General features: G+C 60.6%; 9 protein-coding genes and 1 pseudogene. 6 read left to right on the top strand and 4 right to left on the bottom strand.

Going from position 1 to position 14027, the window contains the following annotated elements:
* Positions 1-41 precede the first annotated feature (41 nt).
* From qatA to QXK92_RS00030, 5 genes and pseudogenes are all read left to right on the top strand, one after another.
* The gene (qatA, locus tag QXK92_RS00050) at positions 42-1919 is read left to right on the top strand and encodes a Qat anti-phage system ATPase QatA (protein ID WP_306244052.1); all 1878 of its coding nucleotides are present in this window, start codon (positions 42-44) and stop codon (positions 1917-1919) included.
* Positions 1920-1924: 5 nt separating this feature from the next.
* Complete coding sequence (gene qatB / locus QXK92_RS00045; protein ID WP_306239640.1) at positions 1925-2803, top strand: Qat anti-phage system associated protein QatB; 879 nt, start codon at positions 1925-1927, stop codon at positions 2801-2803.
* On the top strand, positions 2800-4167 hold the full coding sequence (qatC, locus tag QXK92_RS00040) for a Qat anti-phage system QueC-like protein QatC (RefSeq protein ID WP_306239639.1): 1368 nt from the start codon (positions 2800-2802) through the stop codon (positions 4165-4167). Before qatB ends, qatC begins: the two co-directional genes overlap by 4 nt.
* On the top strand, positions 4167-4961 hold the full coding sequence (gene qatD, locus QXK92_RS00035) for a Qat anti-phage system TatD family nuclease QatD (RefSeq protein ID WP_306239638.1): 795 nt from the start codon (positions 4167-4169) through the stop codon (positions 4959-4961). Before qatC ends, qatD begins: the two co-directional genes overlap by 1 nt.
* A 42-nt stretch (positions 4962-5003) precedes the next feature.
* Positions 5004-5615, top strand: a pseudogene (locus QXK92_RS00030) (type I restriction-modification system subunit M N-terminal domain-containing protein); the annotation flags it as partial.
* Between the two features lie 378 nt (positions 5616-5993).
* On the opposite strand, the gene QXK92_RS00025 reads toward QXK92_RS00030, so the two are convergent.
* Positions 5994-7061, bottom strand: coding sequence for a hypothetical protein (locus QXK92_RS00025; protein WP_079615624.1), 1068 nt, complete (start codon positions 7059-7061; stop codon positions 5994-5996).
* Between the two features lie 67 nt (positions 7062-7128).
* Here QXK92_RS00025 and QXK92_RS00020 point away from each other — a divergent pair, with 67 nt between their 5' ends.
* Positions 7129-8169: a DUF4268 domain-containing protein gene (locus QXK92_RS00020; RefSeq protein ID WP_165746009.1), complete on the top strand. Its 1041-nt coding sequence runs from the start codon at positions 7129-7131 to the stop codon at positions 8167-8169.
* 349 nt (positions 8170-8518) lie between these two features.
* Here QXK92_RS00020 and QXK92_RS00015 read toward each other — a convergent pair whose 3' ends face one another.
* From QXK92_RS00015 to QXK92_RS00005, 3 genes are all read right to left on the bottom strand, one after another.
* Positions 8519-9346 carry a hypothetical protein gene (locus tag QXK92_RS00015; protein ID WP_306239637.1) on the bottom strand — a complete coding sequence of 276 codons (828 nt, stop codon included), beginning with the start codon at positions 9344-9346 and terminating at the stop codon, positions 8519-8521.
* 494 nt (positions 9347-9840) lie between these two features.
* Positions 9841-12921, bottom strand: a complete 3081-nt coding sequence (locus QXK92_RS00010; protein ID WP_079615608.1) for a type III restriction-modification system endonuclease — start codon at positions 12919-12921, stop codon at positions 9841-9843.
* 5 nt (positions 12922-12926) lie between these two features.
* Positions 12927-14027, bottom strand: a 1101-nt coding sequence (locus QXK92_RS00005) for a DNA methyltransferase (protein WP_306239635.1), incomplete at its 5' end; no start/stop codon positions are given.

The raw sequence follows: 14027 nt of genomic DNA, 5'->3' as shown, positions 1-14027 counted from the left end.
TCCGCCCACGGGCAGTTTCAGCTGTCCATTGACACCAGCCACTGACTGTCGGCGTGCACGGCGACTGGGGAGCCGGCAAGTCGAGCATCCTCGAGATGATCGAGGACGGCTTCAGCGGGGAGGACAAGGTCCTCTGCTTGAAGTTCAACGGTTGGCGCTTCCAAGGTTTCGAAGACGCCAAAATCGCACTGATCGAAGGAATCGTCACGGGCTTGATCGAGAAGCGCCCCGTCCTGACCAGGACAGGCGAAGCCGTTAAGTCCATGTTCCGACGGATCGACTGGCTAAAAGTGGCCAAAAGGGCCGGCGGCCTTGCGTTCACCGCGTTCACCGGCATCCCGACGCCCGAACAGATCCATGCGCTATTAGGTCGGATCGAAGATGTCCTCGCGGACCCCACCCAGCTGACCAGCAAAGAAACCGCGCAGAAAGCACTGGAGGAGGTAAGGGGGGTTCTGAAGGAAAAGGACGGTGATACCACCACCGTACCTGAGGAGATCAGTGCATTTCGCGAAGCGTTCGATGACCTACTGAAGAAGGCGCACGTTGAACAGCTGGTCGTCCTGATCGACGATCTCGACCGATGCTTGCCAGACATCGCGATTGAGACGCTTGAGGCCGTCCGCTTATTCGTTTTCACTTCGCGGACCGCCTTCATCGTCGCTGCCGACGAGGCGATGATCGAATACTCAGTCCGCAAACACTTCCCGGACCTACCCGACACCACTGGCCCTCAGACCTACGCCCGCAACTACCTCGAGAAGCTGATCCAGGTACCATTCCGGATCCCCGCCCTAGGCGACACCGAGACACGGATCTACGTAACCCTTTTACTCGTCGGCATGGAGCTCGGCGAGAGCGATCCCGCCTTCACCAACCTCATCGCAGCGGCGCGCGATCGCCTCCAACGCCCGTGGATCGGTGGAGCACTAAACGCTGCCGACGTACGAAAAGCCTTGAACGAGAACGCGAACCGAGCTTTTAGCGCTTTGGCTCTGTCCGACCAGATAGGTCCGATACTCGCCAGCGGCACCAAGGGCAATCCACGCCAGATCAAACGCTTCCTCAACTCACTGGTCTTGCGACAACGGACGGCCGAAGCCCGAGGCTTCGGAGATGACGTGAAGCTGCCAGTCCTGGCGAAACTGATGCTTGCCGAGCGGTTCATTCCCAGGCTGTTTGACCAGATTGCCGCCGCTGCTGCGGTGACTCCCGACGGAAAATGCGCTGACCTCGCTGCGCTCGAATCCGCAACCATCAACTCGGAGGCGCTCGAACAACCACATACGAAGAAGAAGCCAGGTTCAGCGCTCCAAGATGGACCGGAGGATGCAAGAAAATCAGGGGTTGTGAAGCAAGCGGAGAGCGTACTACTTAAGGAATGGCGTTCGTCGCCGGCTATAACGGCCTGGGCCGAGGTCCCACCCAACCTCGGCGATTATGATCTGAGGCCCTACCTGTTCGTCGCCAAGGACCGCAAAGACTACTTTGGCGCGGCATCAGTGCTAGGTCACCTTGCCGCTGTCGTGGAGCAACTCTTTGCAGGCAAGTTCGCAGTTCAAGGGCTGGAAAGCGATCTCCGGCGGCTGGCCCCGGCAGAGGCCGCTCAGGTATTCGAAGCCGTACGCGGCCGGATTGTCGGAAGCGACAGCTTCTCCGCCCAACCGCCCGGCGCCGCTGGCCTCGAGGTGTTGGTCAAGGCCCAGCCATCGCTGCAAGACTCGCTTATCGATTTCCTCGAATCCCTGCCTTCTGACCGTCTGGGGGCTTGGGCCTGCAGCGGTTGGGAAGGCGTGCTGACAGATGCGGCAGTAAGTGAGCGCTTCAATCGCCTGCTTGAAACCTGGAGCGGGCAGGGAGGAGCCATGCTGAAAGCCACTGCCAATAGCGTCTTGCGGACCCGTCGGGAAACTCGCTAATGGGGATGTCGAAGGCCTTCAGTGGCCAGAGCGGAAATACGCCGCTCGTGCCGAGCTGGCTGGATGACGACGGCGCACCCCCCGCGGCACTCACTGCTCCGGAAGACGGCGCTAGTGACGGGTCGGAGGGTGGTGAGCGACCTAGTCAGGTCGCTGCACCGCCGTCGCTAAACCCGCTGCCGCCGAACGCCGACCCGACCCGTTTCACCGTTGCCCGGAGCAATTTCTCCCGGTTCGCACGCTCCGGCGGTCGCGACCGAGCAAGCCTTGGTCGTGCAGTCTCGCACTACGTCGGCTCATCGGCTGGGGGTGCACGAACCGCCGCTGCGCGGATGGGATCATCCCGCGGCGCAGCCAACAGGCTTGTCGGCTTCCTGGCCGACACAACCATTCGAGGCGCCGCTGCGGCACTAAAGGCCTTAAACCTAGAAGCACTGGCTGGCCGACCCATCCAAGATGTGTTTATCGGGTTGGTCGACTATGTTTGCCCCGACGGCGGATCGATTGACGAGGGAATAGCCCGCGGAGCATTCATAGAAACGATCGCGGACCTCGCTCAGGCCGGTATCACCGACCTAGACGGCTTGACCGCGGATCAGCTGCAAACCGTTCTTGAGCTGTATGCCACCAACGCCATCGAAGCCCGAATTTGCAACGATATCGGCTCTAGGACAGTAACTTTGCCGCACGATCCTCGCGATGCTGCGCAGGTTCAAGCGCAGTTGCACGACTTCATCCGGCGCGGCGTGGCAGACGCGCTCACGTCAGCACAGCTCAGGGTCACCGCGCTCGTGCCTGACCAAGTGCTCGGCTTCGTCAGCCGCGTATACGAGCAAGCATTCGGCATCCTTCAGGTCATGGGCGACGCGGAGGCAGCGAAATGAGACGACGGGTCATCATCGGCCGCTTCGGCCACGACGACCGCATTGAGGTCCCTCTCGGGGATGGGGAGAGCGAGACTTCTCTGCACCTCGTTGTCGGGGACCGAACACTCGGTCATGGCATCGGCGGGGCGACAAGCGATCTTGCGCGCATTGGCGTGTATCCAACTGAGATTGGTGTAGACCTCCTCGTATTGGCGGCGCACGTGCACGCGGCCGACACGCGAGTGTCGCGGCATGCTGACTCCCAGGACGGTTGGACCCGCGAGCTTCGTCTCGTAGTCCCGGTGTCGGACCCGCAACGCTGGACCGCAGCGGCCACCGCATTCGGGCGCCTCCTCAACTTCCTCACCGGCGACAAGTGGACCCTAACGTTCCGCGCACGCCCGCGGCGATTCGTAGAGACCACCCCGCCGCGACCATCCCCGTTAACAGTCGCGCGGTTCGATGACCTCGCCCTGTTTTCCGGCGGCCTCGACAGCCTCATCGGTGCCATCGACGCTCTGGAAACAGGGCGAACGCCGCTTCTCATCAGCCACGCCGGTGATCCGGCCACAAGCGATGCTCAATCAACGCTATTCGAGGCACTGAAGACCCATTACTCGGCTTGCGCATTCGACCGCCTCCGCGTCTGGATGGTCTTTCCGCACGGCCTAGTCCTAGATTCAGCGAGCGAGAATACGACACGGGCCCGTTCCTTCCTATTCTTCGCACTCGGCGTGTTCGCCGGCACTGGCCTGCAAGATGTACCGGTGCTCAAAGTGCCCGAAAATGGCTTTATCGCACTGAACGTGCCACTCGACCCGCTACGCCTGGGCGCGCTCAGCACTCGGACGACCCACCCGTTCTACATCGCACGCTGGAACGAGGCGCTCAACCTTCTCGGTATCAACATAGCCATCGAAAACCCATACTGGGACAAGACAAAAGGGGAAATGGTGAGCAGATGCGCCAATCCGACGCTCCTATCACGGCTCGCGTCGGACTCGCTCTCCTGCTCGTCGCCGAGCAAGGCACGCTGGCAAGGTATCGGCACCCAACAATGCGGCTACTGCCTGCCTTGCCTGATCCGGCGGGCTTCGCTAGTCAGCGGGCTAGACACCAACTCAGACCCGACCGCGTACACAGTTCAAGACCTGGCTGCACATCCCCTGAGCACCAGCGAGGCGGAAGGTGTTCAGGTTCGATCGTTCCAACTTGCCATCGATCGGCTACGCTCGCGGCCGGAGCTCGCATCGATGCTGATCTACAAACCTGGCCCCCTGTTCGACGAGTCGGACGCCAACCGCGAAGCACTTGCTGGCGTCTACCGTCGCGGTCTTGAGGAAGTCGGCGCCCTACTCGCCAATGTGAGGACTCAACCGTAATGACCCAGTCCGCACCAACCCTAGGCGTGGATTTTCATTGCCATCTCGACCTCTACCAAGACCGCCACGCAGTCATCGCACGAGCCGAAGCGGCGCAGATCTACACACTGACTGTGACGACGACGCCTAAGGCTTGGCCACACAACCGAGAAATGACCATTCACACCCGCTATGTTCACGCCGCTCTCGGACTCCATCCCCAGCTCGTGGCCGATCGTGCGCACGAGCTGCCGCTGTGGGAGAAACACCTCTCCGAGACGCGTTATGTCGGTGAGGTGGGGTTAGACGCCGGCCCGCGCTTCTACAAATCTTTCGATCTGCAAAAGCAGGTCTTCCGGAGAGTTCTTGAGGCCTGTGCCGACGCGGGCGACAAGATCCTGACGGTACACAGCGTTCGCAGCGCCGCGACGGTACTCGACATGATCGAAAAGTACATGCCACGCGGCCGTGGAACGGTTGTACTCCACTGGTTTACAGGGAGCCTCGCCCACGCCCGCCGAGCCGCAGACCTTGAATGCTACTTCTCGGTGAACGCAGAGATGATGCGAACGTCTAAGGGCAGGGCGCTTGTTGCCGCATTGCCGACTCAGCGGCTGCTGACGGAGACGGACGGACCTTTCACGTCGTCGGAGTACGGGCGTCCAGCCGAACCCGCCGATACTGCGCGAGCAGTCGAGTCGATCGCCCAAGCGAGGGCGACGTCTCCAGACGAAATCTCGCGTGTTGTCATAACCAACCTTCTGGAGGTGTTGCATAAGTCTCGAATGAGTGAGCCCAGTTCGGGTCTGATGTAGTTAGCGTTCTAGGTGACGCATCTGCGAAGGAGAGATCGGGTTTTGAGCAAGCTGGGCAATTTCGTGTGGGGGATCGCCGATCAGCTCCGAGGCGTATACAAGCCGCACCAGTACGGCGGCGTAATCCTGCCGTTCACGATTCTGCGACGCCTAGACTGCGTCCTCGAACCCAGTCGCGAAGAGGTGCGAGCACTGGCCACCAAGTACACCGGCGGAGCGCTCGATGTCCAGGTCAAACGCAAGACCGGGCTCGGGTTCTATAACACCAGCGCCTTCGACTTCACACGTCTCCTGGAGGATCCCGAGGGTCTGCGGTCCAACCTGATGGACTACATCACCGGGTTCTCGGCCAACATCGACGTGTTCGAGCGGTTCAAGTTCGAAAACGAGCTGGCAACCCTGGACGAGAAGAACCGGCTCTACCTGGTGACGTCGAAGTTCGCCGAAGTCGACCTGCACCCCGATACGGTGCCCAACGCCGAGATGGGCGACCTGTTCGAGTACCTGATCTACAAATTCGCCGAAGCATCCAACGAGGAAGCAGGCGAGCACTACACGCCCCGTGACGCGATACGACTCATGGTCGACCTGTTGTTCGCCGAGGACAACAAAGCCCTCCTCGAGCCTGGCACGGTCCGCACGATCTACGACCCGTGCATTATGCGAAATTTCAATGTCTCACGAGACCCTCGGACACACCACCGGCCAGCTCGTCAGGAAGCAGCCGCTACATGCTTCAGTGCTTCCGGCGGTTGGGCTTAACCTTCCACTCGCTCGGCTTTCGCGACCGGAACGTCTCACCAGCCAGAATCGCAGATGCATCCGGGATTGCAGGCCCGTCAGCAGCAGGCCGGTACGCTCGTTTTTGGGGGGCCTCGATGTTCTTGCCGGATGGCTTTGATCCCAGAGCATTCTTCTCGTGCGCCCGCGACTTCTGAGTCTCGGACTTCGGAGTTTTCGCACCTCTACTCACGGGAACCAGCGTATCTCTGGAGCATTGCCCGTTCGTAGTACCCGAGTGCGATGAAGGCATCAGTCGGACTCTGGGGGCTTCACCAGGATGGTCGTTGCCGGGTCGACGTGCTCTGACCACGCGAGTGTTGGGAGGTCTGCTCCGTCAAGCCCGGCCAGCTCCAGCGCTGCCTGGCCCGACAGATGCGAGGATTTGATCGATTGGCCATTGGCAATGGCGGCGTAGAACTGGGCGGCGTAGTTGATCGCGTCGCCGTCGTCGATGCTGCCAGCCATCCCGATCGCGAACGGAACGACTTCTGCAACAAGGCCATCGATCTGAGCTGCAGACTTGCAGGCGTTTAGCAGCACCAGCATCGGCGGGGCATCGGTCGCTGCGATCGCCTTTGCAAAAGCACGAGCAGTCACGATCACCCCGTCATGTGGGTCGTCGTGCTCGTCCTCGAAGACGACAAGGTCCTCGTTGCTGTGCCCAGAGAAGTGCACCACGTGGGGGCGAAACTTCGTGATCCCGTCGAGTAAATCGTTGGTCGTTGCAGCCGGGCGCACGTCGAGCTCGATGAGATCGCGATGCAGTGCGGATTCCACAGCTGCGCGGATGCGCTTCTGTTCGCGCCCTACCCGCAACTCGCCGGCAGAGGAAGCCCCAAGGATCAACACGCGGAGTTTCTCCGACTTGGGTGACCGCAACTGACGAACCGCATGCGCGACAGCCGATTCGGCGCTGACGATCCTCGAGTCCAGTGCTGCGCGCTCCGCCGTGGCCCGCCGGTCAGCCTGCTGCTGATCCCGCTTCTGCCGCCGCTCGGCAGCATCTGCCTCAGACTGTTCGGCGCGGGCGAGCCTGGCTATCAACGCTGACTCGTCTTTCGCGTAACCCGATGCCTTCGTCTGCCACCGGCGAGCTTCCTTGCCAGCAGCCGCTGCCTCGCCGTCGCGGCGCTCGGCCTCGCGGAGTTTGCTCTTGGCCGTCGACTCGCTCTTGGTCTTCGCCGCAGCCTGCCGAGCCTTATCGGCCTCGGCCCGTTTCTTCGACTCCTTGCTCCGATACTCGCCAGCCTTCTTCTCGGCCTCGACCCGCTGACTTCGCTTCCGTTCGAGCTGCCGGCGATACTGGCTCGCGCTCATCATGCCTCCCAGGACCCTGTTCCACCTGACTCACGGTATCGCTGGGCACGGACACTTTCGTTTGCGCGTGCGGGCCAAATCCGTCGCCGCCAGGACGTACGCTGCGCTGGTGATGATCGAGGAGAACGACGGCTTCGACGACGACGAGGCACTACTCGCGCCAAACGGGAATGATTGGAAGATCGGGCGTCTGGACCGCGTCCCGATGCGCGATGTTTGGTCGCACGAGGCCCTCGACTTCACCCCCTGGTTGCTCAGGAACGCTGATGTGCTCGCCGAGGCGTTGGGGATGACTCTGAGCATCACCGCCGCCGAGCACCCCGTTGGCCGATACCGGCTCGACCTACTCGGATCCGACGGCGACGGACATGTCGTGATCATCGAGAACCAGTTTGGGGAGTCGGATCACTACCACCTCGGCCAATTGCTCACCTATGCGAGCGGCACCGACGCCGCCAATGTCGTGTGGCTGACCGAGAAATTCAACGACGAGCATCGCGCCGCCCTGGAATGGCTCAACGAACGAACGAGCACCGCGACGCGGTTCTTCGGTGTCGAGGTGTCCGCTGTGCGGATCGGTGACTCGTTACCTGCGCCGCACTTCCGTGTCGTCGTCATGCCGAATGATTGGGAGAAGGCGGCGCGTACGACTGTCCAGGCGCAATCCACGAAGCAAGTGCTGTACAAAGAGTTCTGGGGCCAGTTCCGCGCAGCGCTGAGCGATGCCGGGCTTGACACGTGGACGAGCGCAAAGTCAAACGCCGGCAATTGGTTTGGACTTCCCGCTGGCTCGGATGGCACGGTCTACGGTGTCGGGTTCGGATTTTCAGCCCGAATACGATCCGAGCTGGCGTTCGACAGCGACAAGCCCGACATCAACGACCGCCGATTCAACCTGCTCCATGGATTGCGAGACACCATCAATGGGGTTTACGGATCGGAGCTTGCGTTCGAATCCCAGCAGGGCCGAAACATCAAGAAGATCGTCGATTACGCCGACGGCTCGATCGAGAACCGTGACGACTGGCCGCGCTACATCGCATGGTTCATCGACGCCCAGCGCAGACTGCGCAAGGCTGTCGAAACTGCAGGAGGCATCCCAGCATGAGCCGCCTTGTTTCGTTGCTACACAAGCTCATACAAGGTTCCTCTGTTGATGACAAATGCCTACCACCCGGCACCGACATCGCCGGTACGCCTTACGCGGCATGCTCGTGTGATGCTGATGACCCGGCGCCGTGCTCGGAAGCGCTCGCTGCTCGGCGTGGCGGACGCTCGCTCACCGCCGCGATCGCCTGGCGATTGAACTCGGGGATGCCCTCGCGGCCGCGGGTCTGCCGTCGAAGCAGCTGCGGATAGACAACGGGTGGCGCTGTTCTGGCCAGAACATCGAATGGTGGAGAACGGCCGGCTTGCAGCGACATCGGCGGACGGCGTTCCTTTCCTAATCATTGCACTCAGAACCGGCGGTCTCGATCCAGGGCCATCTGCCACCAACTCTCGTAGCGTTGGCCACCGGACAACGCGATCACGACTGTGCCTGGTGGCCGCGGAACACCCTTGAGTGCGATGCCTTCGACGAATGCGATGTGCGGCAATGTCGTGGCGCCACTGCCGGCGCCATCCTCGGACATCGCATACGGGTGTCGAAGTTCGCGGGGGAAGTGACAATGTTCGACAAGGGCAGGCACGACGAGCTGGCGGAAGATGTTGTCGAGGTCCTTGCCCGAGGAGCTAGGAACGAAGAACGCCGTTACTCCGACTGGCATGTCCGGCGGATATAGGTAGGGATATCGCGCCATCCGGTCAGCCACCAAAGTGTGCACCGACTCTTTGAACGCCTCGGTCTCCCCTGGCCGCGATGGCAGCTGGCCTAGGTTGAACCCATACGGCATGAACGCCAACCTGTCCAACGCTTCGGCGGTCAGTTCCAGGAACTGGTGCGGGCATCGCGGCGGCACGGCGGCGTAGCTGTGGACGAGGGAACGCGCCAGGTAATCGGTCGTCTTCAGAACGCTATCTTGGAGATCGAAGCGCTTGCTGCGTTTCGCCATGGCGTAGAGCTTCTGGCCCAATTCTGAGGTGTCGTTGCGCCAGTCGGCGATCGCTTCATCGGCGGACTCCATCCGGAAGTCGAGGTCGAGCTGCTGATCCCGATGCACCTCGTCAAAGTCATCGTCGTCTGGCATGCGGCGCATCTCGTCGCGGATTACCGCCGAGCGCTGCGCCGCGAAATAGATCTGTGGTTCGACGTCGGGGAACTCGTCGACCCGGACATAGAGCATGCTGACTTGCCGATCATCCTGGTAGACAATCGGTTTACCTTTCGCGTGGGATCCGAGTTGATCAAGTAACCGTTTGGCGAAATTTTGCGGCTGCGGCGCGTTCCTGCTGGCGACCGCCCACACATCGAGAGCAACGTCGGCCCTCGGTCGCGGCCAACCACCACCGCGATAGGCACGCTCCCATTCATCTGCGGCGGCCACGATCAACGCTCGCTCCTGGGCAACCCCACCTGACCCCTTGGCTTTCGGTTTGATTGCAACACCGCCTCGGGCGGTTGTTAGCTCGCGCCACATAGCGCGGCACTCAGCGCCTTCTGTGGAGTCCCAGAAGTGCTCTCGGCTCATCGATTCACAACCTCCCATCGTCATCTAAGAGGTGCCGCCAATATGTGATGTTGCAGGAAGCCGAATCGCGGACGACGAGTCTACGTGGGTAGAGAGGACCCGGATTCCTGGACAACGCTCTGGATTACAGCTTCTCGTCCGTCTTACGCTCACGCCGTTACGAGCTGCATCAGCTCGGTGTAGTCCGTGACGACCTCGTACTTGACGTTCTCGCCGTTCTTCTCGTTGAGCGATGCGAAGAACTTCCGGGCGCATTCGATCTTCGCGTCCTCGACTCCTTTGAGCTGAAGAGACGAGAGGGAGCCTTTGGTCTCGGCGACGAAGTAGATGTGTTTGACGGTTCCCTCGGTGAACGCGATGGCCCAGTCTGGGTTGTAGTCACCTACGGGGGTCGGGATGAAGAACCCGCGTGGAAGCTTCGCGTAGACGGCAACCTCCTGACTGGTGTCGAGCTCGGTGACAAAGTCGCGCTCCACTTTCGAGTCCGTGACGACGTAGTCGTAGATGTGCTTCGTCAGCTTGTTGCCGGCGTGGGTGAGGTCCTGCTTGGTCTGGTTCTCTGTGAAAATCGCTGTGTCGAACCGGTCTTCGAGCGCGTCGTAGGTCAGGTGCTCGACGATCGCTGTTGCCTTCTGCTCGTTGATGAGTCGGACGGCCTCGGTGATGAACTGCTCCGGATTGAGCCGGAACTTGGCGAACGTCTCCGGTGTGACTCCGCTGAGGATTGCCGCCGCGGTACGACGGGTGAGCTGAGTTTTTTCGGTGATTTCACCGAGTAGGTCGTATTTGACCTGGGACGCGGCCGACACCGTCGCGGTGTGGGTTGTGGTGCTGGATACGTCGAACCCGGCACCGCTGGTGAGGTCGTCGGCTTCGAGGGCGTCGCGCTGCGTGCCAGCTTGGACAACGTATTGCATCGCGGCGACCTTGAGATGCTTGTCGAGTGCATGAATGCACTTGGTGACGAGCTCGGATGAGTCGAACTCGACCTGATAGACGGCCTTGTGGTTGATCCGGCGCCATAGGGCCTGGAACTCTTTCTTGGCGAAGTTGGCCTCATTGAGCGGGATCTTCTTGGGCTTGCGGTCGTCCGTCGGGGCCGGGACGTCGATATTGAGCGAGTCGACCAAGGGCAAGAGAAACTTGAGCATCGGTTTCAGGATCTCTGATGCCGGCTCTGCCAGCGTGCCAGCCTCTGTCGCTGCCTTGTACTCGTCGGAGAGCGTGTCATCGTCGTTCAGGTAGTCATTCTTGATCAAGTACTTATAGAGAGCCTGCGCAAGGGCTTCCTCGACTAGCGACTCGCCGTCTTCAGTCTGAATGGTCTTGCCGGTGAAGAACTTCACGCTTGCCTTGCGTGGCCGCGCAGCCAGCGAGTCGGAGATTTCCTTTTGCAACCCGGCGACGAAGTCGGTGTAGGACTCATCGGTCACGACCGTCAGCTCGTTGATGTCGTGAACCGTAACGGGGTTGTCCATGCGTTCGCCATGTTGGTCGACGGCCAAGCGCAGGCCGCGGCCGATCTCTTGCCGCCGAGATACGGTGTTATCGCTTTTCTTGAGCATGCCCATCACGAAGACGTTGGGGTTGTCCCAGCCTTCCCGAAGGGCGGAGTGGGAAAAGATGAAGCGAACGGGCTCGGCCAGCGATAGCAGCCGCTCCTTGTCCTTGAGGATCAGGTCGTAGGCGTCGACGTCCTTGGATTGGCCCTTCTCGTCACCTGTCGTGTGCACTGGCCCGTCGACCGCATGCCTGGTCTTCTTGTCGATCGAGAAGTAGCCCTCGTGCACGGCATGCACGTCGTCGCGGCGAAGATACGCCCGGTATGCCGCGGCTGCGATGTCGAGTTCGAGCTCGCCGAGAATCTCATCGACGATCGCGGCGTACTCCTCCTCGAAGATCCGGGCATAGTCGCCGAGCGTGTCCTCGCGGTCGTAATCGCGGTACTTCGCAACCTCATCAATGAAGAACAGCGACAACACCTTAACGCCTTGGGCGAACAGCTCCCGTTCCTTATCGAGGTGAGCCCTAATCACCTCCCGGATCTGAATGCGGCGCTTGGCTTCTTCGGTGACGTCACGGTCGGAGAGCTGTCCAGCGATGACCACATCACCGTTGCTGAGTTCGATGAAGTCGCGGTTGGCGTCGATGTCGGTAATGAAGAGGTCCTTGTACGCCTCGATGCCATTGGAGATGTCGTGGAGGTGGGCGCCCACGTCGAGGCGCTTGACCTGGCGACTGATCGGCCCACCTTTGGTCTGTACCTCGATCTCCACGCGAGCCCGCGGTTTTGCGCCCTTAGCGATCTCGATTGCATCGAGGTACAGGTAAGCCGTCGTGCCGGCCAGTCCCTTCACGGTGATGCCTCGCACCGCGATCTTCTTGACCAACTTCTGGTTGTACGCATCGAGCGCGTCGAGGCGGTGAACTTTGGTGTGCTCGATCTTGTGAGTGGCCGAGTAGCGCAGCACCATAAGCGCATTGAACCGCGACAGTGCTTCCAATGACTTTGGCGCACTGATCTTTTGCGGTTCGTCAATGATCACGATGGGACGGTTTGCACTGATGACATCGATGGGACGCCGCGACTGGAAGTCGTCGAGTTCGTCGTAGATGCGGCGGTTATCCTTGCTCGTCGAATTGAACGCCTGGATGTTGATGATCATCACCTGCACCCCGGCATCCGAGCTGAACCGCTCCAACTCATGCAGCTGGGATGAGTTGTAGATGAAAGACCGAGGCTTAGTGCCGTACATCTGCTGGAAGTGCTCGGCCGTCAAATCGATTGACTTCTTCACACCCTCGCGAATCGCGACCGACGGGACGACGATGATGAATTTCGACCAGCCGTACCGCTTGTGCAGTTCCATCATCGTCTTGATGTACACGTAGGTCTTACCGGTACCGGTTTCCATCTCGACGTCGAGATTCGGAGCACCCGGAGCGGCCTTGCTGTCCACCAGCTTGTCCGACAGCGGCAGGTTTCGCGACCGTTGAACTCGCTGAACATTCTCTAGCCACTGCGCTGGTGTCAACGCGATCTCGGCATTGCGCAGGCCCGAGTCGGAGGTCGCGCTCGGGTCAAAGAGCATCGGGGCCGTGGCCGGCTTCGCACTGCCCGGGTCGATCCGATAAGAGACACCATCATGCTTTGGCTGCCCAGCGAAGGCTTCGACAATCGCGTCCACGGCATCGGTCTGATACTGCTGAATCTTGAACTGAAGCTTCATCAGTGTCAGATGGCCTTCACATCCGTCGCCGGGGAGATCTCACGGAAGATCTGTTCCGCATTGATCCGAGCGTCGTCAGAGGCGAAGCCAGAATCGCGGAACACAGCCCGCAGCGGCCCACGCTGCGCGATGGCCCGCACCAACTCATGGCTCAGAACCGAATCGAAACACGCGATGAGAGCGTCGTCCTCGACGAAGTAGACCTCATGGCCCTCGAGCTTCTCCACACCGATGGGCATCGTCAGTTCGAGACCCCAGTCGAGCAACACCTGGAAAAGCAGATCCTCGGCGGAGCGACCAGGCTTCAGGCTGTCTTCCATCGACGGCAGCGCCTGCTGGTCAGTCTGGTCCGGTGTTCGCCAGACAGCCGCCATGTTCGTCGTGTCAACTCTGAGAGCCCGGAAGCCGACGTCTAATTCATTTGCACCCAGACCGGCGTCGTCGACCACTCTCCTACCAGCTCGCCGGATGCGCTCTCTGCAGAGAGCAGCAATCGTCTGGTAGCCCTGTTTCGCCGCTTCCGACTTCGGGTCCGGAGTCTCGTCAAGCTGTATCACGATGAATCGACGCGAGCCCCCATCTTCCGAATTCTTCGCAAGCACCGCGTGCGCCATGGTTCCGGATCCGGCAAAGAAGTCGAGGACGAGCGAGTCGGGAGCCGTTGCATGCTCAAGCACCCGCTTCATCAGCTGAACGGGCTTCGGATTGTCAAACAGCTTGCTGCCGAAAAGAGACGCTAGATCTCTCGTACCGTCGTCCGTATTGCCGGCGTAGCTGTGCTCCCAGAAGTTGATCGGAGTCAAGCCGCGGGCTTCAGAGAGAAACATCTTGATGGCAGGAACGGGAGCAGACCCATCCGTCCCCCAATATAGAAGGCCCTCACTGTGCAGCCTCTCGAATTCCTGTTTTGAGCGTCGCCACGCATTGGCCGTCGGCGTCGCCACCTGGCCGGTATTAGGGTTCGTAATCGGGTAACAAAGATTGGGACGCTGCTCCGGCGTTGCGGGGTTGAGAAAGGATGCTCCCTTCCAGGGTCCGCGGGGATCGTTGTCAGGATTTGTGTAGCGACCGTCGGCCTCGTCTGTACGTGGCAGAAGATTCACTGC

It is taken from the genome of Mycobacterium sp. TY815, assembly GCF_030755135.1.
In the GTDB taxonomy this organism is placed as follows: domain Bacteria; phylum Actinomycetota; class Actinomycetes; order Mycobacteriales; family Mycobacteriaceae; genus Mycobacterium.
This window is presented reverse-complemented; position numbering and strand designations above follow the sequence as displayed.

Coding starts and splice junctions, on each gene's coding strand:
- qatB (WP_306239640.1), top strand. CDS start 1,925: ATGTCGAAGGCCTTCAGTGGCCAGAGCGGAAATACGCCGCTCGTGCCG.
- qatC (WP_306239639.1), top strand. CDS start 2,800: ATGAGACGACGGGTCATCATCGGCCGCTTCGGCCACGACGACCGCATT.
- qatD (WP_306239638.1), top strand. CDS start 4,167: ATGACCCAGTCCGCACCAACCCTAGGCGTGGATTTTCATTGCCATCTC.
- QXK92_RS00025 (WP_079615624.1), bottom strand. CDS start 7,061: ATGAGCGCGAGCCAGTATCGCCGGCAGCTCGAACGGAAGCGAAGTCAG.
- QXK92_RS00015 (WP_306239637.1), bottom strand. CDS start 9,346: ATGCTCTATGTCCGGGTCGACGAGTTCCCCGACGTCGAACCACAGATC.
- QXK92_RS00010 (WP_079615608.1), bottom strand. CDS start 12,921: ATGAAGCTTCAGTTCAAGATTCAGCAGTATCAGACCGATGCCGTGGAC.